We start from the raw sequence: 15,190 nt of genomic DNA, 5'->3' as shown, positions 1-15,190 counted from the left end.
ATACGTCAGTGAGGTTCGTCCCGGCGGCGCTGAAGAGGAACTGGGCGCAGACGGCGGATCCCGTCCGCCCGCCCCTGCCGGCGGACGGACGGGATCCCGTTGGACCGGCGCTTACTTGACGGCCGCGATCAGCGGCTCGACCTCGTCGATGGCGTACGGGATCGAAAGGACGGTGTTGAAGGAGAAGGCCGCGCCGATGTCCGGGTCCTGGTAGGGCACGAAGAGGTCGCGCTTCTCCTCGTGAACCTTCAGCTTCTGGTAGAGCGGCTCGGCCTTGATGCGGTCGTTGGCCTCCGTGCTGGAGGTGACCCAGACGAGACGGTCGACGTCGAGTACGTTCAGCTTCTCGGCGCTCAGTTCGGCGACGTTCCAGCCCGGCTTCGCCAACGTGTCGATCTCGGGCTTCAGCTTGAAACCGAGCTCGGAGAAGAAGATCGCCTTCGGGTCGGTCTTCGTGAAAGCCGAGTACTTGCCCGCCTCGAAGCTGTCGGCGACGGCGAGGGTCTTCTCGGCGAACTCGGGGTGCTTGTCCCGCACGGCCTTGAAGCGCGCGTCGATGCCGGCGATCAGCTTCTCGCCCTCCGCGGCCTTGCCGAGCGACTTGCCGATCTGCCGGGTCATCACCTGCCAGGACGCCCCGTAGTCGGGCAGGCCCTTGGGCTGGGCGACGACCTTGGTGAACTTCGAGAGCGTGTCGTACTGCTCCTTCTTCATCCCCGAGTACTGCGCGATGACGAGGTCCGGCTTCAGCGCCGCGATCTTCTCGATGTTGTACTCGTCACGCTCACCGACGATCTCCGGCTTCGTGGACCCCCACTTGTCCTTCGTCCACGGCCACTTGCCGTACGGCTGCTCCTTGAACCAGTCCACCGCTCCGACCGGCTTGAGACCGAGCCCCAGAACGGCATCCTGGTCCGACAGGCCCAGGGTGACCACCCTCTTCGGCTCCGCCTCGATCGTCGTACTGCCGTACTTGTGCTCCACCGTCACCGGGAAGGCGGCCGACGTGGTGTTCGCCTCACCCGAGGGCTTCGACTCGGCCTTGTCGGCGCCGCCCGCGCAGGCGGACAGAGCGAGCGCGGCGACAGCGGCGACGGCCACACGGGGGATGTATCTGACGAAACGCGTCGGAGTGACGCGCGTACCAGTGGACACGGATGTTCCTTTCACGGGGATTACACGGTGCGTGCCACGCCTGCCGCGTACAGCGGCGCCACAAAGCGGGCGTGACGGTTGAGAGGCTTTGCCAGGGAGGGAACTCGGGGACGAAGAGGTCCTCAGCGGACCGAGCCGATGCCGTCGGCGACCGGCCGGGACCGGCCCTGGGCGGGCTCCGGACCCCGGTCGAGGATCGAGCCCAGGATCTCGCCGACCCTGATCGCGGTGTTGGAGAGCAGCGACGACGTGATGCCGTGGGTGTGCTCGGTGCCGCCCTGGAGGTAGATACCGCAGCGCAGTTCGGGGTCCGTCGTGATGCGGTAGTCCCGCTCGACGCGCACCCGGCCCTGGTCGTCGCGGTGGCAGCTTTCCGCGACCTCGCCGAGAAGACCGAGCGGGTCGGCCTGGCTGTAGCCGGTGGCGAGGACCACGACATCGGCGTCCAGCACCCCCTCCTCGCCGGTGACCAGGGATGTGACGGTGGCGCGGACGCGGTCCTGGGACTCCTCGACGGCGGTCAGCCGTGAGACGTTGAGGAAGCGCAGCCGCTCGGTGCCGAGGACCTTCTCCTGGTACGCCTGCCGGTACAGGTCGTCGATCAGGTCGATGTCCACGACGGAGTAGTTGGTGTTGCCGTGGTAGTCCATCAGCCTGCGCTTGATGTCGTCGGGGGCCGTGAAGTACTCGTCGACCGCCTCGGGATCGAAGATGCGGTTGGCGAAGCTGCTGTCGTCGGCGGGGCTGTAGCCGTAACGGGAGAAGACGGCGCAGACCTCGGCCCCCGGGAAGCGGCGGTGCAGGTACGCCACGTTCTCGGCCGCGCTCTGGCCGGCGCCGACCACGATGAAGCGGGTGGGGTCGGCACCCTCCAGGCTGTCCACCTTCGCGAGCAGGTCGGAGTTGTGCCAGACACGGTCGGTCCGCTCGACGCCCTCCGGCACGAGGGGGCGCAGACCCGTGCCGATGACGAGGTTTCGGGCACGGTGGACCACCGTCTCCGCCCCCGAACGGGCCGTCACGTCGAGGTACTCCACCACTCCGTCGCGTACGACGGGCGCGACGGCGATGACCTCATGGCCGTACGAGACCATGTCGTCGACCTTCTCCGCGGCCCACTCGAAGTAGTCGTGGAACTCGACGCGAAGCGGGAAAAGGTTCTTGTGGTTGACGAAGTCGATCAGCCGGCCCTTGCTCTGCAGGTACCGCAGGAACGTGTACTCACTGGACGGATTGCGGAGCGTCACCAGGTCCTTGAGGAAGGACACCTGCATCGTCGCGTCGTCGATCAGCATGCCCCGGTGCCATCCGAAGCTCGGCTGGCACTCGAAGAAGTGAGCGGTCACCGCCTCCTGCCTCCCGACGCCCGCGTTGTACTCGCTGAGCGCAATCGCCATGGCCACATTGGACGGCCCGAAGCCGATTCCTATGAGGTCGTGGATCAGAGGTGCGTCGCCAGGAAGAACCTGTGACATGTCACTCCCATTCGTGCGGGACAGCCGCCTGTCAGGCGTGGATGAAAAGAAAACGAGACGCCGAGCCCGCCGTGAACGCCGGAGCCGAACTTAGGTAAAGCTAACCTGACCTGGGTCGGCCTGTCGACGGGACGAATCGGGCAAGCGGCAAGCCTCGGTGCCGAACGAGCCTGAAATCGGGGCCCGTTGCATCCTTAGGTAAGCCTTGCTTTACTTGCTACGATCATTCGCTCTTCTGAGGAGGAACCCCATGCGGGTCGTCATGTTCGGTTACCAGACCTGGGGACATCGCACCCTGCAAGCACTCCTGGACTCCGAGCACGACGTGGTGATGGTCGTGACGCACCCCAAGAGCGAGCACGCCTACGAGAAGATCTGGAGCGACTCGGTCGCCGACCTGGCCGAAGAACACGGCGTCCCCGTCGTCATCCGCAACAGGCCGGACGACGAGGAGCTGTTCCAGCGGCTCAAGGAGGCCGGCCCGGACATCATCGTGGCCAACAACTGGCGCACGTGGATCCCGCCGCACATCTACGGCCTTCCTCGTTTCGGCACGCTGAACATCCACGACTCGCTGCTGCCGAAGTACGCCGGCTTCTCGCCACTGATCTGGGCCCTCATCAACGGAGAGCGGGAAGTCGGCGTCACGGCCCACATGATGGACGAGGTGCTCGACGCGGGCGACATCGTGGACCAGCGCGCGGTGGCGGTGGAGCCCACGGACACCGCGACCGACGTGTTCCACAAGACCGTGGACCTCATCGCCCCCGTGACGGTCGGCGCCCTGGACCTGATCGCCTCCGGGCAGACCGAGTTCACCCAGCAGGACCGTTCTCAGGCCAGCTTCTTCCACAAGCGGTCCGAGGCGGACATCCGGATCAACTGGGACTGGCCGGCCGACGTCCTGGAGCGCCTGATCCGTGCTCAGTCCGCGCCGTATCCGAGCGCCTTCACCTTCCACAGGGGCAAGCGCCTGGAGGTCCTGGCCGCGGTCGTTTCGGAGGGTCGCTACGGAGGCACTCCCGGCCGCGTCTTCTACCGCGAGGGCGACGGCGTGGTGATCGTCGCCGGCGCTGACGCCCGCACCGGCCGCAACCACGGCCTGGCCATCACCCGCGTACGGACGGAGGACGGCCACGAGCTGCCCGCGACCGAGTACTTCACCTCCATGGGCGGCTACCTCACCAGCCGTCCCTGACGACCGGTCCGTTCGTTCACGGGGTCGTGGTGGAGACGACGTACACCCGGGGAAATCCGGGCTCGGTGAGGTCGACGACGACGTCCTGGCTGGGCCGGGGGTCCTGCTGCCGGTGGCTGGTGCCGGCCCAGTCGTGGCCGGGGATGCCGAAGTTCCAGCCGACGGTACGCCGGTCGCGGGGGGCGATCGTGATGGCGCCGTCCTTGAGCGCGGACCGGCTGGTGCCCATCTCGCTCAGGAAGGTGTCGAGCCGCCCGGAGGTGACGTCGAACTGGACGTACAGCCGGCTGGACTTCCAGTTACTCGTCTCGTAGTAGCGCACCCGGGTGGCCCCGGGCGGGATCGGCACCTCGAAGATGCGGCGCTTCATCTTGGAGGGGCGCAGATGCTGGAGGCCGGTGGCCGAGGACTCGGTCTCCTTGTCCCGGCCGCTGTCGCGGCTCTGCCCGGCCGAGATCACCAGATAGCCGGCCGGGATGCCGATGAGCAGCACGATGACGACGGCGGTCAGCCAGCGCCGGCGGATGCGATGACGGCGGTCCTCCGGCGGCTTGCCGCCCTCCGCCGAGGACAGCGACGGCAGGGACACGGTCATGAGGGCGGTTCCTGGGTCGTACGGACGGTGCGGATGGCCTGGGCGTAGCGCTCGTACCGCTCGTGGCGTTCCGCGCGGCGGCGGTTGGCGCGGCGGAAGCGCCGGGCCACCAGCCGCGAGAGGTCGGCGGCGCCGACCATGCCCGCCTCGGGGCCGAGCTGTGCCTTGACGATCCGGGCCTCGGGGCGGTAGCCGCGGCCGGTGAGATGGCGGCGGAAGGCGTCGCGGGCCGGGCCGATCAGCAGATCGTCGGCGGCGCTGACGCCACCGCCGATGACGAAGCAGGACGGGTCGAGGGCCGCGGCCAGATTGGCGATGCCGACACCGAGCCACTGTCCGATGTCCTGGAACAGCTCGATGCACATGGCGTCGCCCTCGCGGGCCAGCTCGGTGATCAGCGGTCCGGTGATCTCCTGGACGTTGCCCTTGACGCGGTCGATGATGTTGTACGCGACCGGGGAGTCGGCCACGGCCAGCTCCCTGGCTTCCCGTACGAGGGCGTTGCCCGAGCTGTACTGCTCCCAGCAGCCGCGGTTGCCGCACGGGCAGCGGTGACCGCCGGGCACGACCTGCATATGGCCGAACTCGCCGGCGACACCGAACTTGCCGCGCTTCACCTGCCCGTCCTCCAGGATGGCGCCGCCGATGCCGGTGCCGAGCGTGATCATGACGAGGTGGTCCTCGCCGCGCCCGGCGCCGAAGCGCCACTCCGCCCAGGCGGCGGTGTTGGCGTCGTTGTCGACCATCACGGGGACCGCGAGCCGGCTGGAGAGGGCGTCTCTGAGGGGTTCGTCGCGCCAGGCGAGATGCGGCGCGAACAGCACCTTGGAGCGGTCGGCGTCGACCCAGCCGGCCGCGCCGATGCCGACGGCGTGCACATCGTGGCGGTCGGAGAGATCGAGCACCAGCTCGACGATGGTGTCCTCGACCACCCGAGGGCTCTTGGACTTGTCCGGGGTCTCGGTGCGGAGCTTCTCCAGGATGTTGCCGTCCGGGTCGACGACGCCTGCCATCACCTTCGTACCGCCGATGTCGATGCCGACGGTCGGGACACGGGGCGCGGTGAGCAGGGAGCGGCGCTCGCGGGTGCCGACGGTCCGCAGGACGGTGGCGCGGGCGGAGCCGCGGTGCGCGAAGTCGCGGTACGTGCTCATCGGCGCCGTCCCCTCGCGCGCATCGGCTCAGGGCTGCCGTGCCGGGTGAGTCGGCAACTGGGTACTCGCACGAGTCGTGTCGTCCCTGCGGGGTCGGGGCCGGCCGGCCCGGTCGGGCAGCCGCGGCGGACGGCGTCCGCTGTGGCCGATTCTGCCATCCGGGACGGCGGGGGCGCTGTGCGGGCGGTCAGGGGCGCCGAGCGCCCCTGACCGGCCAGGCCCTGTCCGGCGGATCTTCGCGGGCCCGGATCAGGCCTCGTCCACCGGATGTCCGCCGAGGTGGGTGGGGACGGGGGCGCGCTCCAGTTCGTGGCTCAGCTCCTCCAGCTCGGAACCGCCCGCCATCTGTCGGGTCAGCTCGTCCAGAGTGATCGAGTTCTTCGTGTGGGCGGCCGACATGACTCCGCGCTTGAGCAGCACGAAACGGTCGCCGACCAGGAAGGCGTGGTGCGGGTTGTGGGTGATGAGCACCACGCCGAGTCCGGCGTCACGTGCGGCGGCTATGTACTTGAGCACCACGCCCGACTGCTTCACCCCGAGGGCCGCGGTCGGCTCGTCCAGGACGAGGACCTTGGCGCCGAAGTGGACGGCGCGGGCGATGGCCACACACTGGCGCTCGCCGCCGGAGAGGGTGCCGATGGGCTGGTCGACATCGCGCAGGTCGATGCCCATCCGCAGCAGCTCCGCCCGGGTGGTCCTGCGCATCAGCTCGACGTCGAGCCGTTTGAAGGGCCCGCTGCCCCGGGTCGGCTCGGAGCCGAGGAAGAAGTTCCGCCAGACCGGCATCAGCGGTACGACGGCGAGGTCCTGGTAGACCGTGGCGATGCCCAGGTCCAGGGCTTCGCGGGGCGAGGACAGGGCGGTCTTCTCGCCCTCGATCAGGAAGTCGCCCGCGTCATGCCGGTGCAGCCCTGCGATGATCTTGATCAGGGTGGACTTCCCGGCGCCGTTGTCGCCGAGCACACAGCTGATCTCGCCGGCGTGGACCTCCAGCGAGACGCCCTCCAGGGCGCGGACATTGCCGTAGTACTTACTGACGTTGTCGAGTGCGACCAGTGCCGTCATCGGGAAGCCTCCGCGCGCTTGCGCACCCATGCGTTGAGCAGAGTGGCCAGAAGGAGCATCGCTCCGAGGAAGAACTTGAACCAGTCCGGGTTCCACTCCGCGTACACGATGCCCTTGCTGGTCATGCCGAAGATGAACGCGCCGACCGCGGAGCCGATCGCGGAGCCGTAGCCGCCGGTGATCAGGCAGCCGCCGATCACGGCCGCGATGATGTAGATCAGCTCGTTGCCGACGCCCTCGCCGGACTGGACGACATCGAACGAGAAGAGCAGATGCTGTCCGGAGACCCAGGCGCAGAAGGCCACGCCCATGTACAGCCCGATCTTGGTCTTGCGTACCGGGACGCCGACCGCGCGGGCGGCCTCGGCGTTGCCGCCGGCCGCGAAGATCCAGTTGCCGAAGCGGGTCCGCAGCAGGATCCAGGTGGCCAGCGCGACCAGCGCGGCCCACCACAGGATGGTGACCTTCAGATCGACGTCACCGATGGTCAGCTGGGAGGCGAAGAGCTTCCTGGCGGAGGAGAAGCCCTCCATGTCGCCGATGCTCTTGGTCGAGACCGTGCCGCTGATCAGCTTCGTGAGGCCGAGATTGAGGCCGGTGAGCATCAGGAAGGTGCCGAGCGTGATGATGAAGCTCGGCAGTTTCGTACGGGTCAGCAGAACGCCGTTGAAGGCTCCGAAGGCCAGCGTCACCAGCAGCGACACCAGGACGCCGACCCAGACGTTCGCCGTCATCTGGTAGCTGATCATCGAGGAGATCAGCGCGGAGCTGGTCACCATCACCCCGGCGGAGAGGTCGAACTCGCCGCCGATCATCAGCAGCGCCACCGGGACCGCCATGATCCCGATCGTCGAGGCCGCGTACAGGACGGTGCCGAAGCTGGCGGCCCGCAGGAACGAGTCCGCCACGACCGCGAAGAAGAGGAACACCGCCACGGCGCCGACGACCGAGCCCAGCTCGGGCCGGCCGAGCAGCGCGCGCAGGGGCGAGGCGCGGAGCAGCCGCTCGTCGTCGCCCGCCGGCTTCTCCGGCCTGTCGTCCACCGGTGGTGCGGTCGCGGTCATCGGGTACCCCGCTTCGTGTAGTCGGCCAGCGCCCCGGCGTCCTCGCGCGTGATGATCTGCGGTCCGGTGAGGACGGGGCGGCCGCCGCCGAGCACATCGGCGTTGTACCGGTAGAGCCAGAGCAGGTCCACGGCCTCGTACCCCTGGAGGTAGGGCTGCTGGTCGACGGCGAAGCCGAGGGTGCCCGCGCTGAGCGAGGCGGCGACCTTGGCGTTGAGGTCGAAGGTGTCGATCTCGGCCTCGCTGTCCGCGGACTCCTTCGCCTTGACGGCGGCGTCCGCGAAGGGGGCGCCCAGGGTGACGACGGCGTCGATGCTCCGGTCGGTCTGGAGCTTCGCCTCGATGGACGCCTGGACGTCCGGCATGTTCGTTCCGTCGACGTAGAGGTTCTGCAGGGAGCCGTCGAAGGTCTTCTTCGCTCCGGCGCAGCGCTGCTCGTGGCCGACGTTGCCCTGCTCGTGGATGACGCAGAGGGCCTTCTTCCTGCCCCGCTCGGCCAGCTCCTCGCCGACGGCCTCACCGGCTATGGACTCGTCCTGGCCGATATGGCTGAGCGCGCCGAACTGCTTGGACTGCTCGGTGCCGGAGTTCACGGTGATCACCGGGATGCCGGCCTTGACGGCCTTGGCGACGACGGCCTTCATGGCGTCGGGCTTGGCGAGCGTGACGATCAGTCCGTCGACCTTCTTGTCGATGTAGGACTGGACGAGCTGGGCCTGCTGCTGGCCCTCGTCGCTGTTCGCGTACAGGAACTTGATGTTGTCCTTGACGGCCGCCTGCTCGGCGCCGCTCTGGACGATGTCCCAGAAGGTGTCACCGTCGCCCGAGTGGGTGACCATGGCCACGGTCCATTCGGGCGTGTTCACCGCGGCCCGTCCCTGGGCCTCGGCCTGCCTGGCCCGCTCCTCGGCGCGCTTGCCGCCCGTGCTGCTGCACCCCGCGAGGGCCGAAGCCCCGAGTACTGCCGCGAGCACGGCGCCCATCGCGCGTACCCCTGTCCGAACCGTTGCCACGACGCCGTGCCCTTCTTGCTGTACTCCTCGGTGCGGCCGGGGCCCGTTCAGGCCCGGCCCGGCCGCCCAAGTATCGGTCATGGCCGTTCGGCGGACGGTCATCGGGTGGGCGTCCGGATGTTTCATCGGATATATCACCGGATGCTTCACCGGGTGCCGCGGCTGGTGAACTTCTCCAGCGCCGGCACGTCCTTCTCGGTGACCAGTGCCGGTCCGGTGAGCACCGGCTTGCCGCCGCCGATGACATTGCCGTTGTCCTTGTTGAGCCACAGCTCGTCGATGGCGAGATAGCCCTGGAGATAGGGCTGCTGGTCCACCGCGAAGCCGATCTCCTTGGACTTGAGCTGCTTGACCACCTCGGCGTTGAGGTCGAAGGTGTCGATCTCGGCCGTGGATCCGGCGCCCTGCTTGGCCTGGACGGAGGCGGCCGCGAAGGGGGCGCCCAGGGTGACGACGGCGTCGATGTCCTTGCCGCTCTGCAGCTTCGCCTCGATGGAGGAGGTGGACGCGGGCATGTTCGTACCCTCGATGTTGAGGTTCTCGACGGTCCCGTCGAAGGTCTTCTTGACCCCCGCGCAGCGCGCCTCCAGCGAGACATTGCCCTGTTCGTGAATGACGCAGAGGGCCTTCTTCTTGCCGCGCTTGTTCAGCTCCTCGCCGACGGCCTCACCGGCTATGGCCTCGTCCTGGCCGATATGGCTGAGCGCGCCGATCTCCTCGGAGAACTCGGCGCCGGAGTTGATCGTGACCACGGGGATACCGGCGGCGACGGCCTTCGCGACGACGGCCTTGACCGCTTCCGGCTTGGCGAGGGTGACCACGAGCCCGTCTACCTTCTGGTCGATGTAGGTCTGGACGAGCTGGGCCTGCTCCTTGCCCTCCTTGTTGGCCGCGTAGAGGAACTCGACGTTGTCCTTGGCCGCCGCGACCTTGGCGCCGCTCTGGACGATGTCCCAGAACGTGTCGCCCTCGCCCGAGTGGGTGACCATCGCGATCTTCATCCGGGCGGTGGTGACGGTCTTGCCGCCGCCCCCGCTCCCATCAGCCTTGTCCTCGGAGCCCTTGCCGCCGGAACCGCTGCATCCGGCGACAACGGCCAGTGCGCATACGGCGAGCAGGGCCGTGGCCGTGCGAGTGGTTCGCATGATGGTTCCGCCTTCTCTCCCGGCCGCCCCGTTGCGGCTGGGGGGAGTTCTAGCGGCCCTCACGCGGCCCCGTCAATAACTTTGTCAGTACATTCTTACGAGGAGGGGCGGGGCTACGGCCGGACGAGCAGCTGGAATTCGAAGGCGTACCGCGAGGCGCGGTAGATGTGCGAGCCGAACTCGACGGCCCGGCCGGTGTCGTCGAAAGTGATCCGCTCCATCGTGAGCAGCGGAGCCCCGGCCGGCTCCGTCAGCCGCTCGGCCTCCTCGGCGGTGGCGGCCCGCGCCCCGACCGTCTGCCGGGCGCTGTGCAGGGTGATCCCGGCGGACCGCATCATCCGGTACAGACCGGTGGCCTCGAGATGGCCGGTGTCGCAGTCGAACAGCCCGGTCGGCAGATGGTTGCGCAGATACGCCATGGGCTCGTCGTGCGCGTACCGCAGCCGCTCGATGAGCCGGACCTCCGCGCCCTCCGCCATGCCGAGCGCGGCCGCGACCTCGGCGGTGGCGGGCTCGACCGTATTGCGCAGGACGCGGGTGGCTGGGCGCTGGCCGGCCGCCTCCAGATCGTCGTAGAGGCTGCTCAGCTCCAGCGGGCGCTTGACCTGGCTGTGTACGACCTGGGTGCCGACACCCCGGCGGCGCACCAGCAGTCCCTTGTCGACCAGGGACTGGATGGCCTGCCGGACGGTGGGCCGGGACAGTCCGAGCCGGCCGGCCAGCTCGATCTCGTTGCCGAGAAGGCTGCCCGGTGCCAGCCGGCCCCGTTCGATGGCCGCCTCCAGCTGCTGCGACAGCTGGAAGTAGAGCGGGACCGGGCTGGTGCGGTCCACGCTGAGCTGGAGCGGCAGGGCGTGCTCCTTCTCCTGTCCGGGCTGCTTCTCCTGTCCGGGCTGCGCTGATCTCGGCTGATTGGGCACGGGTCGAGCGTAGTCGCATGGAATGTTGACGGGAAGTCGTGAAGTTCGATTGTCAGGACAAATGCTTGACATGGCATGGGGCGTATGGCCACCTTGGGGCCATGCGCATCGGACTCATCGGCACGGGCCGTATCGGTACTTTCCACGCGGGCGTGCTCAGCCGCCATCGCGAGGTCGGCTCCCTGGTTGTCGCGGACACCGACTCGGCACGGGCGGCGTGGGTCGCCGACCGGACGGGATCGACCGCCGCCCCCTCCGTCGACGAGGTCTTCACCTGGGGCGTGGACGCCGTGGTGATCGCCTCCGCCACCTCGGCCCACGCCGATCTGATCAGCCGGGCCGCGCGGGCCGGCCTGCCGGCGTTCTGCGAGAAGCCGATCGCCCTGGACCTGCCGGGCACGCTGGGCGCGCTGAGCGAGGTCGAGTCGGCGGGCACGGTGCTGCAGCTGGGCTTCATGCGCCGCTTCGACGCGGGGTACGGCGCGGCGCGCGAGCTCGTACGGTCGGGCCGGCTCGGCCGGCTGCACACCGTACGGGCGATCACCTCGGACCCGGCGCCGCCGCCCGCGGCGTATCTGCCGCTGTCCGGCGGCCTGTACCGCGACTGTCTGGTCCATGACTTCGACATCATGCGCTGGGTCACCGGCCGTGAGGTCGTGGAGGTGTACGCGACGGGCTCGGACGCCGGGCCCGGGATGTTCCGCGACGCCGGGGACGTCGACACCGCGGCCGTGGTGCTCACCCTCGATGACGGGACGCTCGCCACCGCCACCGCCACCCGCTGCAACGGCGCGGGCTATGACGTACGGATGGAACTGGCGGGCGAACTGGACCAGTTCGCGGTCGGTCTCGACGACCGTACGCCGATCACCTCGACCGAGCCGAAGGGCCCGCCGCCCTGCGACAACCCGTGGCCGGGCTTCCTGGAGCGGTTCGCCCCGGCGTACGAGGCCGAGCTGGACGCCTTCCTCAGGGTCGTCACCGGCGAGCTGGACAATCCGTGCGACGGGCGGGAGGCGCTGCACGCGCTGCGGATCGCGGAGGCGTGCGAGCTGTCCCGGCGCGAGCGGCGCCCGGTGCCGCTGGCGGAGATCCCCGGCGGCTGAGCTCGGCCGGGGCCGAGATCCCCGGCGCACGAGGCCCGGACGCGGTGTCCCCGCTCGGCCGAGCGGGGACACCGTGCCGTTGTTCCTACCAGCGCACCGGCAGCCGGCGTACGCCGCGGATCAGCAGGCCGGGCAGCCAGTCGTACGGGCCGGCCGCCGGGTCGAGCGCCAGCTCGGGGCAGCGTTCCAGCAGCGTACGGAGGGCGATGCGGCCCTCCAGCCGGGCCAGCGGGGCGCCGATGCAGAAGTGGATGCCGTGGCCGAAGGCGAGATGGCCGTGGCCCCGGCCCTCCGTCGTGGAGCGCCGGATGTCGAAGGTGTCCGGGTCGGGGAAGCGGGCCGGGTCGCGGTCCGCCGAGGCCAGCCCGATCAGGACCGTCTCACGGGCCGGAATCACCGTGTCGCCGTACGGGACCGGCTCCTTGGTGAACCGTACGGTGCTGGTCTCCACCGGCCCCTCGTACCGCAGCGTCTCCTCGATCGCACCGTCGAGCAGCGAGAAGTCGGCCCGCAGCGCGGCCAGTTGGGCGGGGTGGGAGAGCAGGGAACGGACCGCGTTGGAGATCAGGTTGACAGTCGTCTCATGTCCGGCGATCAGCAGCACATAGGCCCACGCCCGCAGTTCGGCCGCGGACAGCCGGTCGCCGTCCTCCGCGCGGGTGCGCAGCAGGGTGGAGAGCAGATCGTCGGCGGGCCGGGAGGCCCGCTTGTCCTCGATGAGGGAGTCGAGATAGGCGCACAGCTCGATGGTGCAGTCCCGGGGACCGGTCGGAGTGGTGGGTGCGACGATCTCGTTGGTCCAGGCGCGGAAGGTGTCACGGTCCGCGTGCGGCACGCCGAGCAGTTCGCTGATGACGGTGATGGGCAGCGGAAAGGCCAGCGCGTCGACCAGATCGCCGTGTCCCGCCGGGACCATGGCGTCCAGCAGGTCATCGGTGATCCGCTGGATGCGCGGGCGCAGATGCTCCACGCGGCGCGCGGTGAACTCGGGGGCGACCAGCTTCCGCAGCCGGGTGTGGTCGGGCGGATCGAGGGTCAGCACATGCGGGCCCATGATCGCCTCGTCGGCGGACTCGTAGCCCACGGCGGCGAGTGACTTGATCAGCCGTGGGTCGGCCAGCGCGGCCCGCCCCTCCTCGTATCCGACGACCAGCCAGAAGCGGTTGCCGTCCGCCGTCCTCACCTGATGGACGGGGCCCGCCTCGCGCAGCTTGGCATAGTACGGATAGGGGTCGGTGTTGAAGTCCGGCCCGTATTCTTCCAGTTCGATGACCGACATCGGGTCAGCGTACGTCGCCGGTCCGTCCACCGCCGTCACCCGTGGCCGGATCCGCGTCATGCACCAACAGGGCGATCTGGACCCGGTTGTTGAGCCCGAGCTTGGCCAGGATGCGCGAGACATGGGCCTTGACGGTGGGGACGCTCAGATAGAGACCGGCGGCGATCTCCGCGTTGGACCGGCCGCGGCCGACGGCGAGCGCCACCTCCCGCTCCCGCTCGGCGAGGGAGGCGAGCCGGTCCGCCGCGGAGTCCCGGCGGGTGCCCGTCGCCGCCCCCGCCACGTGGGTCATCAGCTGGCGGGTAACCGCCGGTGAGAGCACCGGATCACCGGCCGCCACCCGCCGTACCGCGGTGACGATCTCGGCGGGCGCGGTGTCCTTGAGGACAAAGCCGGCTGCTCCGGCGCGCAACGCCCTGAGCACCTGTTCATCGGCGTGGAAGGTGGTCAGGACGAGGACTTCGGGGGCGTCCGGGCGGCGGCGCAGCGTCTCCGTGGCGGTGAGCCCGTCCATGACCGGCATCCGGATGTCCATCAGCACCACATCGGGCGCGCTCCGTTCGACGAGGGCCGCGACCTCGGTGCCGTCGGAAGCCTCCCCCACGATCTCGATGTCGTCGGCGCCGCCGAGCATGAAGGTCAGCCCCGCGCGGACGAGCGGGTCGTCGTCGACGATGATCAGCCGGATGGTCATGAGGTCCACGGTAGCCACGCCCGGACGGCGAAACCGCCCTCACCCGTGGGTCCGTGCTCGAACCGGCCACCGGCCAGCGTGGCGCGTTCGGTCAGTCCGATCAGTCCCTGGCCGGATCCCGGGACCTCGGGGACCTCGCCCACCGGGGCGTCGTTGCGCACTGCCACGGTGAGCCCGTCCCCCGGTCCGCCGCTCACCTCGACGGTGGTCTCGGTGCCCGGCGCGTGCTTGCGGGCGTTGGTCAGGCCTTCCTGGGCGATGCGGTAGGCCGTGCGGCCGGTGGCCGCCGAGACGGCTGACGGGTCGTCGATCCTGCTGTCGAGGGTGACGTTCATGCCGGCCTGACGGGACTCGGCGACCAGGGCGTCGAGGGTGACGAGAGTGGGCTGCGGGCGGTCGCCCTCGTCACCGGGCGTGCGCAGGACGCCGATGATCGCGCGCAGGTCCTGAAGGGCTTCGTGCGCGCTGTCCCGGATCACCCCGGCGGCTCTGGCGACCTCGGGCGGCGGCGCGTCGGGCCGGAATTCGAGGGCGCCCGCGTGGACGCTGAGCAGGGTCAGCCGATGGGCGAGCACATCGTGCATCTCCCGGGCGATGGCCTCGCGGGCCAGCCGCTGCGCCTGCTCGGCGCGGAGTCCGGCCTCGGTCTCCGCGCGCACCGCACGCTCGCGCAGCGCGGCGACCAGCTGGCGCCTGGCCCGTACGAGCATGCCCCAGCCGATGACCAGCAGGACCAGGAGCACGGTGGCGATGATCCCGGCCGGCACCGAGGTGTCCGGATCGGGGCGGACGACGGCCAGGACGGCCCCGGCCACCATGGACAGTCCTCCGACGATCGCGACGGGCCTGAAAGGACGGTGCACGGCCACGCTGAACAGGCCCACCAGCGCCGCCCCGCCGGAGACCGGCGCCACCGAACTGAGCACGGCCAGCGCGACGGCGAGCCCCACCGGCCGGCGCCGCCGCGCCCAGACGGCGCAGCAGGCCACCACGCCCACCATCAGATCGGCGAAGACGACGGGATCCGGGTTGCCCGCCCGCTCGGCGGCATCGAGGGCGACCAGGCCGATGGTGGCGGCGCTGAGGAACATCAGGGTGTCCACGACCCAGTCGCGCACGGTACGGCGCGGCCGGGCCCCGCCCCGGTCGCCGGGCAGCGCGGGGCCCCACGGACCGACCATCTCCGAGGGGAGCAGCCAGGGGTACTCCGTGCGCGTCATAGCCATGAATTTACGCAGGCGGAGGCCGGTGCGGACCCCGGTGGAGGAGGAGAGATACCAAAGTCGCGCGGGCACCGACTTCGGCCACCCCGACGGGTACGGGCGGC

At 69.7% G+C, this 15,190-nt stretch carries 14 protein-coding genes; 2 read left to right on the top strand and 12 right to left on the bottom strand.

The window, feature by feature from the left end; translation table 11 throughout:
- Window positions 1-111 precede the first annotated feature (111 nt).
- A complete protein-coding gene (locus ACZ6MZ_RS09910; RefSeq protein WP_469350908.1) occupies window positions 112-1,155 on the bottom strand; it encodes an iron-siderophore ABC transporter substrate-binding protein in 1,044 nt (347 codons plus the stop codon).
- A gap of 122 nt (window positions 1,156-1,277) precedes the next feature.
- The gene (locus ACZ6MZ_RS09905; RefSeq protein ID WP_469350906.1) at window positions 1,278-2,630 is read right to left on the bottom strand and encodes a lysine N(6)-hydroxylase/L-ornithine N(5)-oxygenase family protein; all 1,353 of its coding nucleotides are present in this window, start codon (window positions 2,628-2,630) and stop codon (window positions 1,278-1,280) included.
- A gap of 250 nt (window positions 2,631-2,880) precedes the next feature.
- On the opposite strand from ACZ6MZ_RS09905, the gene ACZ6MZ_RS09900 reads away from it, so the two are divergent.
- Window positions 2,881-3,828, top strand: coding sequence for a methionyl-tRNA formyltransferase (locus ACZ6MZ_RS09900; protein ID WP_469350904.1), 948 nt, complete (start codon window positions 2,881-2,883; stop codon window positions 3,826-3,828).
- Between the two features lie 16 nt (window positions 3,829-3,844).
- On the opposite strand, the gene ACZ6MZ_RS09895 is transcribed toward ACZ6MZ_RS09900, so the two are convergent.
- The 7 genes from ACZ6MZ_RS09895 to ACZ6MZ_RS09865 form a co-directional block, all read right to left on the bottom strand.
- Window positions 3,845-4,423, bottom strand: coding sequence for a hypothetical protein (locus tag ACZ6MZ_RS09895; RefSeq protein ID WP_386876222.1), 579 nt, complete (start codon window positions 4,421-4,423; stop codon window positions 3,845-3,847).
- Complete coding sequence (locus ACZ6MZ_RS09890) at window positions 4,420-5,577, bottom strand: ROK family glucokinase (protein ID WP_384190986.1); 1,158 nt, start codon at window positions 5,575-5,577, stop codon at window positions 4,420-4,422. The genes ACZ6MZ_RS09895 and ACZ6MZ_RS09890 overlap by 4 nt, the downstream gene beginning before the upstream one ends.
- Before the next feature lie 249 nt (window positions 5,578-5,826).
- Window positions 5,827-6,642, bottom strand: coding sequence for an ATP-binding cassette domain-containing protein (locus ACZ6MZ_RS09885; RefSeq protein ID WP_469350902.1), 816 nt, complete (start codon window positions 6,640-6,642; stop codon window positions 5,827-5,829).
- A complete protein-coding gene (locus tag ACZ6MZ_RS09880; RefSeq protein ID WP_469350901.1) occupies window positions 6,639-7,706 on the bottom strand; it encodes an ABC transporter permease in 1,068 nt (355 codons plus the stop codon). Before ACZ6MZ_RS09880 ends, ACZ6MZ_RS09885 begins: the two co-directional genes overlap by 4 nt.
- Window positions 7,703-8,719, bottom strand: a complete 1,017-nt coding sequence (locus ACZ6MZ_RS09875) for a sugar ABC transporter substrate-binding protein (protein ID WP_469350899.1) — start codon at window positions 8,717-8,719, stop codon at window positions 7,703-7,705. Before ACZ6MZ_RS09875 ends, ACZ6MZ_RS09880 begins: the two co-directional genes overlap by 4 nt.
- Window positions 8,720-8,865: 146 nt before the next feature.
- Window positions 8,866-9,864 carry a substrate-binding domain-containing protein gene (locus tag ACZ6MZ_RS09870; RefSeq protein ID WP_384337431.1) on the bottom strand — a complete coding sequence of 333 codons (999 nt, stop codon included), beginning with the start codon at window positions 9,862-9,864 and terminating at the stop codon, window positions 8,866-8,868.
- Window positions 9,865-9,977: 113 nt separating this feature from the next.
- On the bottom strand, window positions 9,978-10,715 hold the full coding sequence (locus ACZ6MZ_RS09865) for a GntR family transcriptional regulator (protein WP_384191027.1): 738 nt from the start codon (window positions 10,713-10,715) through the stop codon (window positions 9,978-9,980).
- A gap of 170 nt (window positions 10,716-10,885) precedes the next feature.
- On the opposite strand from ACZ6MZ_RS09865, the gene ACZ6MZ_RS09860 reads away from it, so the two are divergent.
- Window positions 10,886-11,890 (top strand): Gfo/Idh/MocA family protein, encoded by a 1,005-nt coding sequence (locus tag ACZ6MZ_RS09860; protein ID WP_384190995.1) that lies wholly within the window; start codon window positions 10,886-10,888, stop codon window positions 11,888-11,890.
- Window positions 11,891-11,975: 85 nt separating this feature from the next.
- Here the strand turns inward: ACZ6MZ_RS09860 and ACZ6MZ_RS09855 are convergent, their stop codons facing one another.
- From ACZ6MZ_RS09855 to ACZ6MZ_RS09845, 3 genes are read right to left on the bottom strand one after another with little or no spacing between them, the layout of a single operon-like run.
- Window positions 11,976-13,169: a cytochrome P450 family protein gene (locus ACZ6MZ_RS09855; protein WP_389791957.1), complete on the bottom strand. Its 1,194-nt coding sequence runs from the start codon at window positions 13,167-13,169 to the stop codon at window positions 11,976-11,978.
- Between the two features lie 4 nt (window positions 13,170-13,173).
- On the bottom strand, window positions 13,174-13,863 hold the full coding sequence (locus ACZ6MZ_RS09850; protein ID WP_389791959.1) for a response regulator: 690 nt from the start codon (window positions 13,861-13,863) through the stop codon (window positions 13,174-13,176).
- Complete coding sequence (locus ACZ6MZ_RS09845) at window positions 13,860-15,083, bottom strand: sensor histidine kinase (RefSeq protein WP_469350897.1); 1,224 nt, start codon at window positions 15,081-15,083, stop codon at window positions 13,860-13,862. The genes ACZ6MZ_RS09850 and ACZ6MZ_RS09845 overlap by 4 nt, the downstream gene beginning before the upstream one ends.
- Window positions 15,084-15,190 lie beyond the last annotated feature (107 nt).

The organism is Streptomyces sp. NPDC042201, from assembly GCF_055582185.1.
This window is presented reverse-complemented; position numbering and strand designations above follow the sequence as displayed.